This is a genomic window from Rhodoferax sp. GW822-FHT02A01 (genome assembly GCF_038784515.1).
Classification (GTDB): Bacteria; Pseudomonadota; Gammaproteobacteria; order Burkholderiales; family Burkholderiaceae_C; genus Allorhodoferax.
Map to the genome: position 1 here is coordinate 2,736,509 of NZ_CP152376.1, position 16,984 is coordinate 2,753,492.

The 16,984-nt window shown below is 61.0% G+C and carries 18 protein-coding genes; 10 read left to right on the forward strand and 8 right to left on the reverse strand.

What is annotated here, in order from left to right; genetic code table 11:
- The first annotated feature begins 87 nt into the window (after nucleotides 1-87).
- Nucleotides 88-861, forward strand: coding sequence for an SDR family oxidoreductase (locus AAGF34_RS12915; protein WP_342621011.1), 774 nt, complete (start codon nucleotides 88-90; stop codon nucleotides 859-861).
- Nucleotides 862-879: 18 nt separating this feature from the next.
- On the opposite strand, the gene AAGF34_RS12920 is transcribed toward AAGF34_RS12915, so the two are convergent.
- The gene (locus AAGF34_RS12920; protein WP_342621012.1) at nucleotides 880-1,848 is read right to left on the reverse strand and encodes a LysR family transcriptional regulator; all 969 of its coding nucleotides are present in this window, start codon (nucleotides 1,846-1,848) and stop codon (nucleotides 880-882) included.
- 189 nt (nucleotides 1,849-2,037) lie between these two features.
- Here AAGF34_RS12920 and chvE point away from each other — a divergent pair, with 189 nt between their 5' ends.
- The 7 genes from chvE to AAGF34_RS12955 all read left to right on the forward strand — a co-directional run bounded on the left by chvE (nucleotide 2,038) and on the right by AAGF34_RS12955 (nucleotide 9,835).
- Nucleotides 2,038-3,072, forward strand: a complete 1,035-nt coding sequence (chvE, locus tag AAGF34_RS12925; RefSeq protein ID WP_342621086.1) for a multiple monosaccharide ABC transporter substrate-binding protein — start codon at nucleotides 2,038-2,040, stop codon at nucleotides 3,070-3,072.
- Between the two features lie 105 nt (nucleotides 3,073-3,177).
- Nucleotides 3,178-4,689 (forward strand): multiple monosaccharide ABC transporter ATP-binding protein, encoded by a 1,512-nt coding sequence (gene mmsA, locus AAGF34_RS12930; protein WP_342621013.1) that lies wholly within the window; start codon nucleotides 3,178-3,180, stop codon nucleotides 4,687-4,689.
- A gap of 2 nt (nucleotides 4,690-4,691) precedes the next feature.
- Entirely contained in the window at nucleotides 4,692-5,885 is a 1,194-nt protein-coding gene (mmsB, locus tag AAGF34_RS12935; RefSeq protein ID WP_342621014.1) for a multiple monosaccharide ABC transporter permease, read from the forward strand.
- Nucleotides 5,886-5,896: 11 nt separating this feature from the next.
- A complete protein-coding gene (locus tag AAGF34_RS12940) occupies nucleotides 5,897-6,826 on the forward strand; it encodes a dihydrodipicolinate synthase family protein (RefSeq protein WP_342621015.1) in 930 nt (309 codons plus the stop codon).
- 8 nt (nucleotides 6,827-6,834) lie between these two features.
- Nucleotides 6,835-8,271 (forward strand): aldehyde dehydrogenase family protein, encoded by a 1,437-nt coding sequence (locus tag AAGF34_RS12945; RefSeq protein ID WP_342621016.1) that lies wholly within the window; start codon nucleotides 6,835-6,837, stop codon nucleotides 8,269-8,271.
- A gap of 2 nt (nucleotides 8,272-8,273) precedes the next feature.
- On the forward strand, nucleotides 8,274-9,209 hold the full coding sequence (locus tag AAGF34_RS12950; RefSeq protein WP_342616139.1) for a 2-dehydro-3-deoxygalactonokinase: 936 nt from the start codon (nucleotides 8,274-8,276) through the stop codon (nucleotides 9,207-9,209).
- A complete protein-coding gene (locus AAGF34_RS12955; RefSeq protein ID WP_342616140.1) occupies nucleotides 9,206-9,835 on the forward strand; it encodes a 2-dehydro-3-deoxy-6-phosphogalactonate aldolase in 630 nt (209 codons plus the stop codon). The genes AAGF34_RS12950 and AAGF34_RS12955 overlap by 4 nt, the downstream gene beginning before the upstream one ends.
- A 27-nt stretch (nucleotides 9,836-9,862) precedes the next feature.
- On the opposite strand, the gene AAGF34_RS12960 is transcribed toward AAGF34_RS12955, so the two are convergent.
- From AAGF34_RS12960 to AAGF34_RS12990, 7 genes are all read right to left on the reverse strand, one after another.
- A complete protein-coding gene (locus AAGF34_RS12960) occupies nucleotides 9,863-10,570 on the reverse strand; it encodes an SDR family oxidoreductase (protein WP_342616141.1) in 708 nt (235 codons plus the stop codon).
- 86 nt (nucleotides 10,571-10,656) lie between these two features.
- Entirely contained in the window at nucleotides 10,657-11,238 is a 582-nt protein-coding gene (locus AAGF34_RS12965) for a TetR/AcrR family transcriptional regulator (protein WP_342616142.1), read from the reverse strand.
- 77 nt (nucleotides 11,239-11,315) lie between these two features.
- The gene (locus AAGF34_RS12970; protein ID WP_342616143.1) at nucleotides 11,316-11,699 is read right to left on the reverse strand and encodes a methylglyoxal synthase; all 384 of its coding nucleotides are present in this window, start codon (nucleotides 11,697-11,699) and stop codon (nucleotides 11,316-11,318) included.
- Nucleotides 11,700-11,816: 117 nt separating this feature from the next.
- Complete coding sequence (locus AAGF34_RS12975; protein ID WP_342616144.1) at nucleotides 11,817-12,218, reverse strand: OsmC family protein; 402 nt, start codon at nucleotides 12,216-12,218, stop codon at nucleotides 11,817-11,819.
- Nucleotides 12,219-12,248: 30 nt separating this feature from the next.
- Nucleotides 12,249-13,133, reverse strand: coding sequence for a pirin family protein (locus AAGF34_RS12980; RefSeq protein ID WP_342616145.1), 885 nt, complete (start codon nucleotides 13,131-13,133; stop codon nucleotides 12,249-12,251).
- 30 nt (nucleotides 13,134-13,163) lie between these two features.
- On the reverse strand, nucleotides 13,164-14,114 hold the full coding sequence (locus AAGF34_RS12985) for a glutathione S-transferase family protein (RefSeq protein WP_342616146.1): 951 nt from the start codon (nucleotides 14,112-14,114) through the stop codon (nucleotides 13,164-13,166).
- A gap of 29 nt (nucleotides 14,115-14,143) precedes the next feature.
- Nucleotides 14,144-14,551: a DoxX family protein gene (locus AAGF34_RS12990; RefSeq protein WP_342616147.1), complete on the reverse strand. Its 408-nt coding sequence runs from the start codon at nucleotides 14,549-14,551 to the stop codon at nucleotides 14,144-14,146.
- Nucleotides 14,552-14,624: 73 nt separating this feature from the next.
- On the opposite strand from AAGF34_RS12990, the gene AAGF34_RS12995 reads away from it, so the two are divergent.
- Nucleotides 14,625-15,560 carry a LysR family transcriptional regulator gene (locus tag AAGF34_RS12995; RefSeq protein WP_342616148.1) on the forward strand — a complete coding sequence of 312 codons (936 nt, stop codon included), beginning with the start codon at nucleotides 14,625-14,627 and terminating at the stop codon, nucleotides 15,558-15,560.
- Nucleotides 15,561-15,753: 193 nt separating this feature from the next.
- On the forward strand, nucleotides 15,754-16,908 hold the full coding sequence (locus AAGF34_RS13000; RefSeq protein ID WP_342616149.1) for an ABC transporter substrate-binding protein: 1,155 nt from the start codon (nucleotides 15,754-15,756) through the stop codon (nucleotides 16,906-16,908).
- The last annotated feature ends 76 nt before the right edge of the window (nucleotides 16,909-16,984 follow it).

Sequence of the window (16,984 nt, forward strand, 5' to 3'; positions counted from 1 at the left end):
GATGCTAACCATGCATAGTGATAATAGAAAATGAATTAATAGTCGATAACCATATTTAAATTGCAATACATCAATAGGAGCTCTTTTATGACCGCATCAACCTTGGCCACATTTCCCAGCCTGCGTGGCCAACGGGTGTTCATCACCGGAGGGGGTACCGGCATCGGTGCTTCCATGGTGGAAGCCTTTGCCGAACAGGGGGCACAGGTGGCTTTTGTCGACATGGCGGCCACCGAAAGCCAGGCATTGGCCGAGCGCGTGGCGCAACGTGGTCATACCCCGGTGTGGTGGCGCGCCTGCGACGTGCGCGACGTGGCCGCGCTGCAGGCCGCCATTGCCGCAGCCCAGCAGGAACTGGGTGACTTTTCCACCCTGGTGAACAACGTGGCCCGTGACGACCGCCATACGCTGGAATCGGTGACGCCCGAGTACTGGGACGAACGCATGGCCGTCAACCAGCGCCCCGCCTTCTTTGCCATCCAGGCCGTGGTGCCGGGCATGCGCCGTCTGGGCGGCGGTTCCATCATCAACCTGGGCTCCACCGGCTGGCAGACCAAAGGCAGTGCCTATCCCTGCTACGCCATTGCCAAGTCGTCGGTCAATGGCCTCACCCGCGGGCTGGCGGGCAGTCTGGGCGCAGACCGCATCCGGGTCAACACCGTGTCGCCGGGCTGGGTCATGACCGAGCGCCAGATTGCCCTGTGGCTCAATGCCGAGGGCGAGGCGGAAATCAAGCGCAATCAGTGCCTGCCGGACAAGCTCAAGCCTTCGGACGTGGCGCGCATGGTGCTGTTCCTGGCATCCGCCGACGCAGCCATGTGCACCGCGCAGGAGTTCAAGGTCGACGCTGGCTGGAACTAGCCTGCGCATACGCTGCCTTCAGGCAGGCAGTTCCAGATCGAACTGCTTGCCGTACACCACCATGGCCGACGCCTTCAGGCTGCGCAGCACCACCTGAGCGGCCGGCGAAAGCAGGCGGTCACGCCGGGTGATGAAGCCGAAGGGCTCCATGTCGCAGGGCAGGGTGATGGGCAGGATGGAAAAAAGCCCGTGGTCCGCGTAATAGCGCGCCACGTCGGTAGCCATCACGCTGACCATGTCACTTTGCTGCATCATCTTGGCGATGAACAGCAGCGAGCTGGTCTCCACGCTGTTGGTGGGGTGCGGCAGGTTGAGCTCCTGGAACATCAGGTCAAACCGATGCCGCAGCGCGCTGCCAGCGGGAGCCACGATCCAGCCGTAGCCCAACATGTCTTCCACCGTCAGTTTGCTCACCGAAAACAAGGGATGGCCCGGACGCGCCACGGCGCAAACCGGCTCGTCGGTAACCACTTCGTAACGCAGTGCGCCTTGGTCGTGCTCAGCTGAAAGCCGCCCCACCAGAATGTCCAGCGTGCCCCGGTTCAGGCGCTCGATGAGCAGATTGCTGGGCTCGATCTGGATGGTGATGTGCAGATTGGGATGTGCCTGCTTGACCGAGGCGACCGTGGGCGGCAGCAGGGCCAGCCCCGGGGCGGTGATGGAGCCGATGTTGACCTGCCCGAACTGACCGTTCTTGGCCGCCTGCAGCTCGTCATGGGCCTGGTTGAGCGTGGCCAGCGCGGCGCGGGCGTGCCGGATCATGGTTTCGCCATACCAAGTGGGGCGCATGCCCCGCGGCAGGCGCTCGAACAGAGACACCTCCAGCACATCCTCCAGATCCTTGAGCAGCTTGGACGCGGCTGGCTGCGTCATGTTGAGCACCTGGGCCGCGCGGTGGATGTTGCCTTCCTCCGACAAAGCCACCAGCAGCAGCAGTTGGCGCGTCTTCAGGCGGGCCCTCAGGAACCAATGGGTGTAATTTGTCATATTAGGGTTATTACCAATCTCAATTTGTGTATTGGATATTGGTCAAACTATATTGGATAAGCATCGAACTTGTCCATATGATTTCGCCATCTGAGCCAGAAGGCAAAGACGCTAGAAATGACACCAATCAATTACAGGAGACGCACAGTGACTGCTCGTAGAACAACTCTCAAGACTTTGGCCGCCGCTTTGGTGCTGGGTTTTGCAATCGGAACGCCCGTTGCACAGGCTCAGGACAAAGGCACAGTCGGCGTGGCAATGCCCACCAAGACTTCCACCCGTTGGGTGAGTGACGGCAACAGCATGGTGGCAGCGCTGGCAGCCAAGGGCTACAAGACGGATCTGCAGTACGCCGACGATGACATCCCCAACCAGCTGGCCCAGATCGAAAACATGATCACCAAGGGTGTGAAGGCGCTGGTTATTGCTTCCATTGACGGCACCACCCTGTCCAACGCCCTGCAAAAGGCCGCTGACAAGGGCATCAAGGTTGTTGCCTATGACCGTCTGATCGTGGGCAGCAAGAATGTGGACTACTACACCACCTTCGACAACTTCCAGGTTGGCGTGCTGCAGGCACAGTCCCTGGAAAAGGCGCTGGGCCTGAAAGAAGGCAAGGGCCCGTTCAACATCGAACTGTTCGGCGGCTCTGCGGATGACAACAACGCCTTCTTCTTCTATGACGGCGCCATGTCCGTGCTGCAACCGTACATCGACAAGGGCAAGCTGGTCGTGCAGAGCAAGCAGCTGGGCATGAACAAGGTGTCCACCCTGCGCTGGGACGGTGCCGTGGCCCAGGCCCGCATGGACAATCTGCTGAGCGCCTACTACGGCAACAAGCGCGTGGACGCTGTGCTGTCCCCCTATGACGGTCTGAGCATCGGTATCCTGTCTTCCCTCAAAGGCGTGGGCTACGGCTCGGCATCGCAGCCCTACCCCTACGTGACCGGCCAGGATGCGGAAGTGCCTTCGGTGAAATCCATCATCCGCAAGGAGCAGTACTCCACCATCTTCAAGGACACGCGTGAGCTGGCCAAAGTCACGGCCAACCTGGTGGATGCGGTGCTGAGCGGCAAGCAGCCGGAAATCAACGACACCAAGACCTACAACAACAAGGTCAAGGTGGTTCCTTCCTACCTGCTCAAACCCATCCCTGTGGATCTTTCCAACTACAAGCAGGTGCTGATCGGCAGCGGCTATATCAAGGAAGAACAACTCAAGTAAGCGTTTCAGGGCTACAGTCAAAGGCCCTGTGCAGCAACGCACAGGGCCTTTTTATTTCGTACAAGAAGAGAGACAGACAAGGCAATGGCAGACCCTATTCTTGAAATGCGTGGAATCAAAAAGTCATTCCACGGCTTGCGTGCTTTGAGTGATGTCAACCTGACCGTCAGGTCCGGTGAAATCCATGCCATCGTTGGAGAAAATGGCGCCGGCAAATCGACGTTGATGAAGGTGCTCAGCGGTGTCTATCCGCACGGTGATTTTGAAGGCCAGATTCGGTTCATGGGCGAGGATTGCCAGTTCCGTGGCATCGCCGACAGCGAGCACAAGGGCATCATCATCATCCACCAGGAGCTGGCGCTGGTACCGCTGCTCTCGATTACCGAAAACATCTTTCTGGGCAACGAGCAGTCCCATGGTGGCGTGATTGACTGGAGCGCTTCCTATGTCAAGACCCAGGCCCTGCTGAAAAAGGTCGGGCTCAACGAGTCTCCCAATGCGCTCATCACCAATCTGGGTGTGGGCAAGCAGCAACTGATTGAAATCGCCAAGGCGTTGTCCAAGGAAGTCAAACTGCTGATCCTGGACGAACCCACGGCCAGTTTGAACGAGACCGACAGCGACGCGCTGCTGGAGCTGTTGCTGGACCTCAAGGGTCACGGCATTTCCTGCATTCTGATTTCGCACAAGCTCAACGAAATTTCCAAGGTGGCCGACAGCATCACGGTGTTGCGCGATGGTGCTACCGTAGCCTCGCTGGATTGCAGCGCCGGCAAGATCAGCGAAGACGTCGTCATCCGCCACATGGTGGGGCGTGAGATGGCCGACCGCTATCCCAAGCGCACGCCCCAGATCGGCGACAAGGTGTTCGAGGTGAAGAACTGGAAGGTCCACCACGACGTGCATCCCGAGCGTGTCGTCATCAAGGGCGTGGACCTGCATGTCAACAAGGGTGAGATCGTTGGCATCGCCGGACTGATGGGCGCCGGTCGCACCGAGCTGGCCATGAGCATTTTTGGTCGCACCTATGGGCGCGACATCAGTGGCCAGGTGTTCGTGCACGGCAAGCCCGTGGATACCAGCACCGTGCAGAAGGCCATCGACAACGGCATTGCCTATGTGACGGAAGACCGCAAGGGCTACGGCCTGGTCCTGGAAGAAACCATCGCCTGGAACACCACGCTGGCCAATCTGGAGGCGGTGTCCAGCAACAGCGTGATCCACGAAGGCCAGGAATTCAAGGTGGCAGAAGAGTACCGGCGCAAGCTCAATATCCGCAGCCCCGATGTGTACGCACGTACCGTCAACCTGTCGGGCGGAAACCAGCAGAAGGTGGTGCTGAGCAAATGGCTGTTCTCCAACCCCGAGGTGCTGATACTCGATGAGCCCACGCGCGGCATCGATGTGGGTGCCAAATACGAGATCTACACCATCATCGCGCAGCTGGCCGCAGAGGGCAAATGCGTGCTGATGATTTCCAGCGAGATGCCCGAGCTGTTGGGTATGTGCGACCGAATCTGTGTCCTCAACGAGGGAGCTTTCGTGGCCGAATTCTCGGCTGCCGAAGCGACACAGGAAAAAATCATGCGATCGATTGTGACATCCGGAGTGAACTGAACATGGCAACCCAAACCCTACAAAACAAAGAGCAGGGGCAGATCAGCGGTCTGAGCTTCCTGAAAAACAACGTGCGCGAGTACGGGCTGTTGATGTCCCTGGTGGTCATCATGGTGTTCTTCCAGATCGAAACCGATGGCACCCTGTTCCAGCCGCTCAACCTGACCAACCTGATCCTGCAGAACAGCTACATCATCGTGATGGCGCTGGGCATGCTGCTGGTGATTGTGGCCGGCCATATCGACCTTTCGGTGGGCTCGGTCAGCGGCTTTGTCGGAGCCTGTGCCGCGGTGCTGATGGTCAACCACAACGTCAACTTTGCGCTGGCAGGGTTTATCTGCCTGGTGCTGGGTGCCGTCATCGGTGCGGCACAAGGGTATTGGGTGGCGTTCTACAAGATACCGTCCTTTATCGTCACGCTGGCTGGCATGCTGGTGTTCAAGGGGCTGGCGCTGGCGGTGTTGCAGGGCTCATCCGTGGGCCCGTTCCCGGAGCAATTCCAGCTCCTGAGCACCGGCTTCATTCCCGATCCCCTGCACGGTGAAGGTTTGCGCATCACCTCGCTGATTGCGGGTTTGCTGATGGCGCTGATACTGCTGGTCTCCAAGATCCGCGGCCGCGCCGCCCGGGTACGCCATGGCATGGAAAGCGAGCCGGTGGTGTTCTTCATGATCAAGAACCTGGTGTTCGCCGGGATGATTGCCGCCTTCAGCTACCTGTTGGCTTCCTACAAGGGTCTGCCCAATGTGCTCATCGTCATGCTGCTGCTGATGCTGGTGTACGACTTTGTCACCTCCCGCACCACGCTGGGCCGACGCATCTATGCGTTGGGAGGCAACGAGAAGGCCGCACGCCTGTCGGGCATCAAGACCGAGCGGCTGACCTTCTACACCTTCATCAACATGGGCGTGCTGTCGGCCCTGGCCGGACTGATCTTTGCAGCGCGACTCAATACCGCTACACCCAAGGCCGGTCTGGGCTTTGAGCTCGACGTGATTGCGGCCTGCTTCATCGGAGGTGCATCGGCTTCCGGCGGTGTGGGCAAGGTGCTGGGTGCGGTGATTGGCGCCTTCATCATGGGTGTGATGAACAACGGCATGTCCATCATGGGCATTGGCATCGACTACCAGCAGGTCATCAAGGGCCTGGTGTTGCTGGCAGCCGTATGCGTGGACGTGTACAACAAGAAGAAGTAAGGCGAGTCTCCATGACAACAACTACTGCAGCCCGTTACAAGGGCGTATTCCCGGTCGTTCCCACCACGTTTACCGAAGATGGCGCACTGGACCTGGAGAGCCAGCTGCGCTGCGTGGATTTCATGATTGATGCCGGCTCCACGGGCTTGTGCATCTTGGCCAATTTTTCGGAGCAGTTTGTGCTGTCGGATGCGGAGCGCGAAGTGCTCACTTCCGCCATCCTGGCCCATGTGAAGGGGCGCGTGCCGGTAATCGTCACCACCACCCACTTCAGCACCCAGGTCTGTGTGGATCGCAGCGTGCGCGCGCAGCAGCAGGGCGCCTCCATGGTCATGGTGATGCCGCCCTACCACGGCGCCACCATCCGCGTGTCGGAAGCGCAAATCTACGAGTTCTATGCACGGCTGTCGGACGCCATCGACATCCCCATCATGATCCAAGATGCGCCTGTAAGCGGCACGCCCTTGTCTGCACCCTTCCTGGCACGCATGGCGCAGGAGATTGAGCATGTCAGCTACTTCAAGATCGAGACGGCAGGTGCGGCTTCCAAGCTGCGTGAGTTGATTCGCCTGGGCGGCGCTGCCATCGAAGGTCCCTGGGATGGTGAGGAAGCCATCACGCTCATGCCCGACCTGGACGCAGGTGCCACTGGCGCCATGACCGGTGGTGCCTATCCGGATGGCATACGTCGCATTGTGGATGCGCATGCTGCCGGCGACCGTGACACGGCCGCCGCCTTCTACCAACAATGGCTGCCGCTGATCAACTATGAAAACCGCCAGGGCGGCATACTGACCGCCAAGGCACTGATGCGCGAGGGCGGCGTAATCGCCTGCGAAGCGCCGCGCCACCCCTTTCCCGCCATGCATCCGGAAGTCCGCAAGGGGCTGCTGGAAGTTGCACGGCGACTGGACCCCCTGGTTTTGCGCTGGGGACACTGAAAGAAACCATGACACAACACCACAACCTCATTGCCGGCGAATGGCTGGCAGCGCCCAACTACGCGCCCAACATCAACCCCTCCAACCTGCAGGACAGCCTGGGCGACTATGCCCAGGCCGATGTGGCACAGCTCGATATGGCCGTGGCTGCCGCGCAGAAGGCTTTTCCCGCATGGTCCACCTCGGGCGTGCAGGCACGTGCGGATGCGTTGGACAAGATCGGCACGGAAATTCTGGCCCGCCGTGAGGAACTCGGAACCCTGTTGTCGCGCGAAGAGGGCAAGACCCGCGCCGAGGGTATTGGCGAAGTGGCACGTGCTGGCAACATCTTCAAATTCTTCGCCGGTGAATGCCTGCGCTTGGGCGGCGAGGTTTTGCCTTCGGTTCGCCCCGGCATTGGCGTGGAAATCACCCGCGAGCCTCTGGGTGTGATCGGCCTGATCACCCCCTGGAATTTTCCGATGGCGATCCCCGCCTGGAAGGTTGCACCTGCCCTGGCCTATGGCAATTGCGTTGTGCTCAAGCCGGCCGACCTGGTACCGGGCTGCGCCTGGGCGCTGGCCGACATCATCCACCGCAGCGGCATTCCGGCAGGCGTGTTCAACCTGGTGATGGGGCGCGGCAGTGTCATTGGCGATGCGCTGGTCAACCATCCCGGTATTGCTGCCGTGAGCTTTACCGGTTCGGTCGGTGTGGGGCAACGCATTGCGGCAGCGTGTGCGATCAACATGAAGAAGGTGCAGCTCGAGATGGGCGGCAAGAACCCGCAGGTGGTTCTGGACGACGCCGATCTGGGTGTGGCTGTGGAGCTGTGCGTGCAGAGCGCGTTCTACTCCACCGGTCAGCGCTGCACAGCGTCCAGCCGCCTGATCGTGACCGACAAGATCTACCCCGCCTTCATTGACGCCATGCAAAAGCGCATGGCCAGCATCAAGGTGGGCGACGCCTGCGCCGCAGGGACCGACATCGGGCCGGTTGCCTCGCTGGCCCAGCTCGAGCAGGACATGTCCTATGTGGATATCGGCCAGAGCGAAGGTGCCACGCTGCTCGCAGGTGGAGATCGCTTGCAACGCGACACCGAGGGCTTCTACATGGCTCCCGCCTTGTTGGTGGACAGCACGCCGCAGATGCGCATCAACCGCGAAGAAATCTTTGGCCCGGTGGCCAGCGTCATCCGCGTGAAGGACTATGACGAAGCATTGGCTGTGGCCAACGACACGCCGTTTGGCCTGTCAGCCGGCATTGCCACTACCTCGCTCAAATACGCCACGCATTTCAAGCGCCACTCGCAAGCGGGCATGGTGATGGTCAACCTGCCAACGGCCGGGGTGGACTACCACGTGCCGTTCGGTGGCCGCAAGGGCTCCAGCTATGGCTCGCGCGAGCAGGGCACCTATGCCAAGGAGTTCTTTACCGTGGTCAAGACGGCCTATACCCTGGCTTGAGCGTGTCGGTTTCCGAAATGCCGCAGCAGCTTGCCATGGTAGGCGTTGACTGGGGCACCACCCATCGTCGCGCCTATGCCCTCAATGACCAGGGCCAATGCCTGCGCACCCATGCAGACGGCGAAGGTGCGCTAGCCAGCAAGGGTCGCTTTGAACAGGCGCTGGTCCAGGCACTGCAGGCGCTGGATGTCGACACGACCCAGGTGGTGATGTCCGGCATGGTGGGCAGTGCGCTGGGCTGGGTGCAGGTCCCTTATGTGGATGAATCCGTGCTGCTGACTGATCTGGCGAAGCATCTGTATCCCGTGCCCGCTGGGCGTCTGGACTTGCAAGCCGTGATCGTGCCGGGCTACTGTGTGCGCGACAGCCACGGTCAGCCGGATGTGATGCGCGGCGAAGAAACGCAGCTGCTGGGCGCAGTCACGCTGGGTCACCACAGCGGCTGGTTTGTGCTGCCCGGAACCCACAGCAAGTGGGTGGAGCTGAGGGCCGGGCGTATTCAGCAGCTGCGCACCTATATGACCGGTGAACTGTTTGACTTGCTGAGCAAGCAGGGGACCATCGCGGCGGCCATTGGTGCGGAGGAAGCATCCTGGGACCAGGCCGCTTTTGCGGACGGCGTGCAAGCGTCCGCGCAAGGTTCGCTCAGCCACTTGCTGTTTGGCTGCCGTGCACGGGTGGTGTGTGGCGACATGGTATCCAGCAGTGCCCGCGCCTATTTGAGTGGTCTGCTGATCGGGCACGAAATGCATGACGTACTGGGGCGCCCTGGTGCCACATCGTCGGTGCAGGACTTTTACCTGATCGGCTCGCCCGCACTGGCCACCTTGTACCGCGCCAGTGCAGAACAACTCGGCCTGCACTGCCACCTGATTGATGCGGAGCAGGCCTTTATCGGGGCTCTGTCCCATTTGCAAACCCATTGGAAAAACACGTGACGACTCCCCACCAGTTATTGGTCCAAACCCGCAAGCTCCCCCTGGTTGCCATCCTGCGCGGGCTGACCGTGCAAGACGCAGAGGCCGTGGGTGCGGCCTTGTATGCCAGCGGCTTTCGTGCACTGGAAGTTCCGCTGAACCGCCCCGAAGCACTGGAGTGCATCGACCTGCTGGTGCGCACCCTGCCTGCCGACGCCCTGGTGGGTGGCGGCACCATGCTCACGGTGGCAGACGTTGACGCCGTGCATTCGGCCGGTGGCCGCCTCATGGTGGCGCCCAACTGCGATGCCCGGGTCATCGCCCGCGCGGTTGAGCTGGGCATGCTGAGTGCGCCCGGTGTGGTCACGCCCACCGAAGCCTTCACCGCGCTGCAGGCGGGTGCCCATGCGCTGAAGATATTCCCTGCCGACACCCTGGGTCTCGCGGGCCTCAAGGCCCTCAAGTCCGTACTTCCCGCAGGCACCGAGGTGTGGCCAGTGGGTGGCATTGACCCGGTCAACATGGCAGCCTGGAAACGGGCCGGGGCGACCGGATTCGGCATTGGCAGCCAGCTCTATACACCCGGCAAAACTGCGCAGGCTGTTGCGGAGACAGCCGCGCATTTCATCCAGGCCTGGCAAGGCTGAAGTGCCGCGGGCCGTTGGGCCCCGTCTTCAGCGTTCCAGCGCGTGCAGGTAGACCGCCGGGTTGGCCGACAGGCCGGCATGGACATGCCGCGTCACGTCATCGGCCAGTACCTCGCTGGCACCTGCCTCGAGCGCATCCAGCGCGGTGCGCACCACTGCTTCGGGGGAGACTTTGGGTACATCGAAGCCATGCGTCAGATCGGTATCGATAAAGCCGACGTGCAGGCCCAGCACCTGGGTTTTCTGCGCACTGAGCTCAATGCGCGTGCCGTTGGTCATGGCCCAGGCAGCCGACTTGCTCATGGCATAGACGCCCAGCAAAGGCCCGTTGATCCAGCTGGCAATGGACAGCACATTGAGAATGCCTCCGCCCCCATTGGCCCCCAGAATGGGCGCAAAAGCCTGGGTCAGCCGGATAGGGCCGAACACATTGGTATCAAAGTGGCGCTGTGCGGAGGCAATGCTGTCCGGTGCCAACACGCTGCCGGTGGCGGCAATGCCGGCGTTGTTGATCAGGAGCGTGACATCCGGGAAATTTTTCGCGGCAGCAGCCACATCTTCAGGATTGGTCACGTCCAGCTTCACCGGAATCACGCCGGGCAGCGTCACCGTGGATGGATCGCGCGCAGCGGCATACACCTTGCGCGCACCGCGCGCCAGCGCCTCCCGTGCAAATGCCAGGCCCAGGCCGCGGTTGGCACCGGTAATCAGAATGGTTGCGTCAGCTACTTTCATGGGAACTCCTTGGATGGTGGGTTGAATATATGATGATCATCATATTTTTGGACAAAGAAACGGCAAAACGAATGGAGAGGATTTGTTCAGTCGGAGGCGTACTGCGCCAGCAGCGCATTGCGCGCAGCGGCCAGCATGGCCTTGCCCTGCGCATTGGAGCCCAGGGTGCGTGCCAATTGCAGGCTGCCCACCAGGCTGCCGGCAATGGCCATGGCCTGATCGGCAGTGCCGCCCGGGGGAAGGGCGTGTGACACCAGATTGACCAGGCTGCGTACGCGCTCGGACGCGGCTTGCTGCAGCTCTGGCGACTGCCGGGGCATTTCGGAACTCAACGCCGCCACGACACAGCCGCCTTCGACATCCCGCAAATGGGCTTCCGAGAGATAGTCTTCAATTAGCGCACGCAAGGTGCTCTTGCCGCCAGCCTGTTTGCGTGCGATGCGCCGCATCGTGCCGTCGGCGTTGTCCCGTCCGGCACGCGCAATGGCTTCGGCCAGCAAGGCGTCACGCGAAGGGAAGTGGGCGTAAAACCCGCCATGGGTCAGACCAGCCTGCTTCATCACGTCAGCCACGCCCACGCCGCTGTACCCATTGCGGCGCAGTGCCAAGGACGCAACTTCAAGAATGCGTTCATGGGTGGCTTCGCGGCGACTGGGTTTGATTTGCATGGCCGCAATGTATCAAAATATGATGATCATCATATTTTGCGCCCGAATAAACCACGGACGGTGTGGGGAAATACGCCTTAAGCCGATTCCTGTGCGCACCATTGCGCCAGCATGAGCCGTGCAGTGGACAGGTTGGTGGCGCAGGGCACATCGTGTACGTCACTTGCGCGTACCAGTGCATTGATATCGGGCTCGTGCGGCTGTGGCGTCATGGGGTCGCGCAGAAAGATGATGCCGTCAAGCCCGCCTATCGCCAGGCGCGCGCCGATCTGCAAGTCGCCTCCCATGGGGCCGCTGAGCATGCGCTCCACACGGAGTCCAACTTCGTTGGCCAACCTGCCGCCCGTGGTTCCCGTGGCGCACAGTTCGCAACGGCTGAGGAACGGAGCGAATTCTCTGGCCAGTTCAACCATGGTGTTTTTCTTGTTGTCGTGGGCGATCAGGGCGATACGAAGTGGCATAGGGGGTGGGGCAGTGAAGGAACTGCACCCAATATAGTTCGCAGCGGGTTACATGCAAAGAACTTTCGTAGCTCAGATCCACAGCGTTCGCACATGCTGCAGGCCAACCGCGTCCATTCAAGACAATTCTGACTGGATGCGGATATCGCCGCTGAGCAGCTTGTGGATGGGGCACTTGTTGGCGATCTCCAGTAGCCGCTGCCGCTCTGCCTCAGTGATATCGCCATCGATGTGGATACGGCGTTGCATCTGGTAGAAGGGCTGGCCTTGTTCGTCCTTGCCTTCCACACGGTCCACCGTGACGCGCAGATCGGTCACCGCCATCTGACGGCGGCGGATGTAGACCTCCAGCGTCAGGGTGGTGCAGGCCGCCAGTGCCGAATCCAAAAGATCGTGCGGGTCCGGCGCACGATCATCGGAGCCGGTGGCCTTGTCGACGTCCGCATTCCACACGTGGCGGCCGTTGCTCAGGGTGGTGAGTGCGCCGTTGGCACGGTGCAGTCGGGCTTCAATGGTCATGTCCGTTCTTCTTTCAAAAGTGGTTCCGCTTCAGGCAGTCTCTCCAAGCTTTCCGTCGCGGAAGTCGCTCAGCGCCTGGTAGATCTCCTGCTGCGAGTTCATCACAAACGGACCATATTGCACGATGGACTCCTTCAAGGGCTTGCCAGCAATCAGGATCAGTTTGGCATCTGCACTGGCCTTGATCACCACGCCATCCGCCTGTGCCGTGTTGGCCAATATGGCCATGCGTTGCACGGGTACGGTGGTGTCACCGATGCTGACCTCCCCGCGATACACATAGATGAAGGCATTGTGATCGGCCGGCAGTGGCTGCTCAAACTGGCTGCCCTGGGGCATATGCAGGTCCAGGTACAGCGGCTGGGTGATGTCGCGTGTGACCGCGCCCTGCACGCCATGGCTGTGGCCGGCGATCACGGTGGCAGCCACGCCGTCATCGGTCACCAGCTTGGGCAGGTTGGCATCCTGGAAGTCGCGGTACCAAGGTGTGTTCATCTTCTCGCTGCTGTGCAGATTGAGCCAGAGCTGAAAGCCCTCCATCACGCCTTCTTCCTGCTGCGGAATCTCCGAGTGGATCACGCCCTTGCCGGCTGTCATCCACTGCACGCCACCGTTCTGCAGCAAGCCTTCGTGTCCGGCGCTGTCACGGTGCAGCATGCGCCCGGCAATCATGTAGGTCACCGTCTCGAAGCCGCGGTGCGGGTGGTCAGGGAAGCCTGCAATGTAATCGTCGGCCTTGTCGCTGCCAAAGGCGTCCAGCATCAGAAACGGGTCCAGACGGTGCTGCAGGTTTTGCGTGAGCACGCGGGTCAGCTTGACGCCTGCGCCGTCCGATGTGGCCTGGCCGGCGACCATTCGCTCGACCGTGCGCGATTGGGTAACTGGGGTTGTTGAGGTGGATGCTGCGGTGTTCATACGATGGCCTTTCTTCAATTGGTGAGCGGTTTAGATGCGGGCTGCTGTCAGTTGCTGAAACACGTCAGGACCTTGCGGAACAATGCCGCTGGGATTGATGTGCTTGTGCGACGCGTAGTAGTGGTAGCGGATGTGATCCAGATTCACCGTGCCTGCCACACCGGGCAGCCGGTAGATGCGCGCCATGTAGCGGTGCAGCGCCGGGTATTGCGCAATCAGCTTGCGGTTGCATTTGAAGTGCGTGTGGTACACCGCATCAAAGCGGATCAGCGTCGGAAACAGGCGCACATCGGCCTCGGTCAACACATTGCCCACCAGATAGTCCTGGCGCGACAGGATGTCCTCGGCGCGGTCCAGCGCGGCGAACAGTTCGTTCACCGCACGTTCATGCGCCGACTGGCTGCGTGCAAAACCGCTGCGATAGACGCCGTTGTTGATGCTCGGGTAGGTCCAGGCGTTGACGGCATCGATCTCGCTGCGCAGGGCCTCTGGGTACAAATCGAGCCCGGCGTGCGTCGTAAATTCTTCGAACTCGGTATTGAGCATGCGGATGATTTCGGACGACTCGTTGTTGACGATGGTGCCCAGCCTCTTGTCCCACAACACCGGCACGGTGACGATGCCGTCATAACCGGGCTCAGCCTGGCGGTACACCTCTTGCAGGTAGCTCCTGCCTCCCACACGGTCACCGGTGGCGCCGGCAAAGTCGGTACCGAAGGACCAGCCACTGTCCGACAGAAACGGGTGGACCACGTCCACACTGATGGCGTTCTCCAGGCCCTTGAGGGCCCGCACGATCAACGTGCGGTGGGCCCAGGGGCAGGCCAGGGACACATACAGGTGGTAGCGGCCGCCTTCGGCTTGGTGCCGTCCCGCCTGGGCGGTGACGGCGCCATGGAATCCCGTGGGACGGCGCACAAAGGAGCCGTCATCTGCGATCTGTCGGGTCCAGGTGTTGCCGGTGGTTGCGGTGGATTCCATGGTGTGTGCTCCTTGATTGGATTACTGGCCTATTGCTTGCGGGCGTCCAGGCTCCAGTCGCCAGCGCCATTGGCGGCCACGGCTAGCAAACCGCCCACGACTGCAATGTTCTTGAAGAACAGCAGTTGTGTCACAAAGGCCTGGTCGGCGGGTACGGCCCAGAAGGCGTGGAAGAAGAAGCTGGCGACCAGGGTGAATACGGCCAGCACCAGGGCGGCTGCACGTGTGCCGAATCCGGCAAGCAATGCCAGGCTGCCGAGGATTTCCACCGTCAGGGCCAAAGCGGCACCCAGGGTAGGCAAGGGCAAGCCAACGGAGGCGATGTAGCCGACGGTGCCGCCAAAGCCGGTGAGCTTGCCGATGCCGGCGGGCAGGAACAGGGCGGCCAGCAGAATGCGGGCACCCAGGTTGAGGCTGTTTTGCAGGGACTTGGACATAGTGATTTCCTTTAAAAAGAGTGGTTGATGGGTGAACTGTATTGTTGTTGAAACATTTGCAGAAGTCGGTTAAATGGGTAACATCGTTCCATTCATGGAACAATTGAATCCCAACGATCTGTTGATCTACGCCCGTGTGGCCGATTCCGGAAGCTTCAGCAAGGCCGCCGAGCGGCTGGGCTTGCCCAAGTCCACGGTCTCGCGCCGCGTGTCCTTTCTGGAAGAGCAACTGGGCGAGCGGCTGATGGTGCGGTCCACCCGGCGCTCGTCGTTCACCGAGTTCGGTCTGCAGTTGCTCGAGCACGCCCGCCAGGTGGCCGCAGAAGTGGATGCCGTGGCCGCCTTGCGCGAGCATCGCCAGGTCCAGCCCACCGGACGCCTGCGCGTGTCCATGCCCAGCGAGGTGGCGGTGTACCTGCTGGAAGATATGTTGGCCGCCTTCTCGGCCATGCATCCGGGCGTTTCGCTGGAAATGGATTTGTCGCCGCGGCGCGTGGACTTGCTGGCCGAAGGGTTTGACATTGCCTTGCGCTTCGGTGTGCTGCAGGATGACGCCACGCTGGTGGCGCGCAAACTGGCCACGATGACCAATGGCCTGTATGCATCGCCTGCGTACCTGACCGAACATGGCACACCCCGCACTCCGCAGGATCTGGAAAAGCACAGGGGCCTGCTGCTCCTCAAGCGCAACAACGAGCCCCTGATCTGGACGCTGCAGAAGGATGACCAGCGCTGGGAGGGCGCGCCGCCCAGCTCCTTTGCCGCCAACTCGCCCGACATGCTGGTGCGCATGGCCACCCGGGGCTCTGGCATCGTCGCGGTGCCGGACCGGTTTGCCCAGGCCTTGGTCAAGCGTGGGAAGCTGCGCCGCGTTCTGTCTGCGTGGTGTCTGCCATCCGACGCAGCCTGGGCGGTTTTTGTGGGGCGTCGCCTCATGCCGGCCAAGACCCGCGCCTTCATCGAGATGCTGCAGGCGGCCTTGGGCGATGGCACTGGCGAAAGCAATTGAGCCGCGCGCGTGCAGGTCTTGTACGGGACAAGCACCTACCCTTTGGCAAACCAAGGCACGCTAGAATGCGGGCTCGCCTCTTGCGACCCATTGCAGATGGTGGCTGTTCTGGGTTCTTCTATTTTCCGATTGCCTGGCCGGCTCTTGTGCGAGATGCCGGGCAGTTTTCGCCACTGACTTAGCTGGAACATACATGCGTTATCTACCCCAATCCCTCGCTCTCGTTGGTTCCCTTGTAGCTGCCGGACTGGTTCAGGCTGCAGACATCAAGTTCGGTGTGGCCGAAGCCCTCTCCGGTGGCGCAGCGCAATACGGTGTTGCCATCCGCAACGGCTTCCAGCTCGCAGCGGATGAAATCAATGCCAAGGGTGGCGTCAATGGCGACAAGATCCAGCTCGTCATCGAAGACGAACAGGGCAAGAAGGAAGAAGCCATCAACGTGGTCAAGAAGCTGGTGTTCCAGGACAAGGTGCTGATGGTCTTCGGCCCCACACTGTCCAACTCCATGTTCGCGGGCGGCCCGGTGGCCAACGCTGCCAAGACCCCCATCTTCGGCACCTCGGTGACTGCCAACGGCATCACCGACATTGGCCCCTACGTGTTCCGCAATTCCGTGATGGAGTCCGACGTGCTGCCCGTCACCGTGGCAACCGCACAGAAGTTCTACAACCTCAAGAAGGTCGCCGTGATTTACGGCAATGACGATGCCTTCACCAAGAGCGGCTACGACGTGTTCAAGGGTGTGCTGGCCGAGCGCAACCTGCCTGTCACCACCACCGAGACCTATGTCAAGGGCGACGTGGACTTCAAGGCCCAGCTCACCAAGATCGCAGCTTCCGCGCCCGACGCCGTGGTCTGCTCCTGCCTGGCCGAAGAAGCTGCCAACATCATGATCCAGGCCCGCGGTCTGGGCATCAAGGCGCCTTTCATCGGCGGCAACGGATTCAACTCGCCCAAGCTGTTTGAAATCTCCCGCCTGGCTGGCGAAGGCACCTTTGTTGGAAGCCCCTGGTCCAACACCAACCCGGCTCCGGTGAACAAGGCCTTTGTGGCCGCCTACAACAAGAAGTACAACGCCGAGCCCAACCAGTTCGCGGCCCAGGCCTACGATGCGCTGAACATTGCCGCAGCTGCGCTCAAGGACGTCAAGTTGACGGGTGATCTGGCCGCGGACCGCGAAGCACTCAAGAACGCATTGCCCAAGACCACCATCAACGGCGCTACCGGTCCGTTCAAGTTCCGTCCTGCCAAGACCAAGGATGGCAAGCCGGGCGGCTGGGATGCCGACCAGAAGCCCTTCATCTATGTGGTGCGCAGCGGCAAGTTCACCTTGTTTGAAGGCAAATAAGACGGGCTTTGTCTGTCCAAAGGTGAGGCATTTGGCCTTGCTGCTCCAGGGGGCCCTTACCGGGCCCCATTGACTT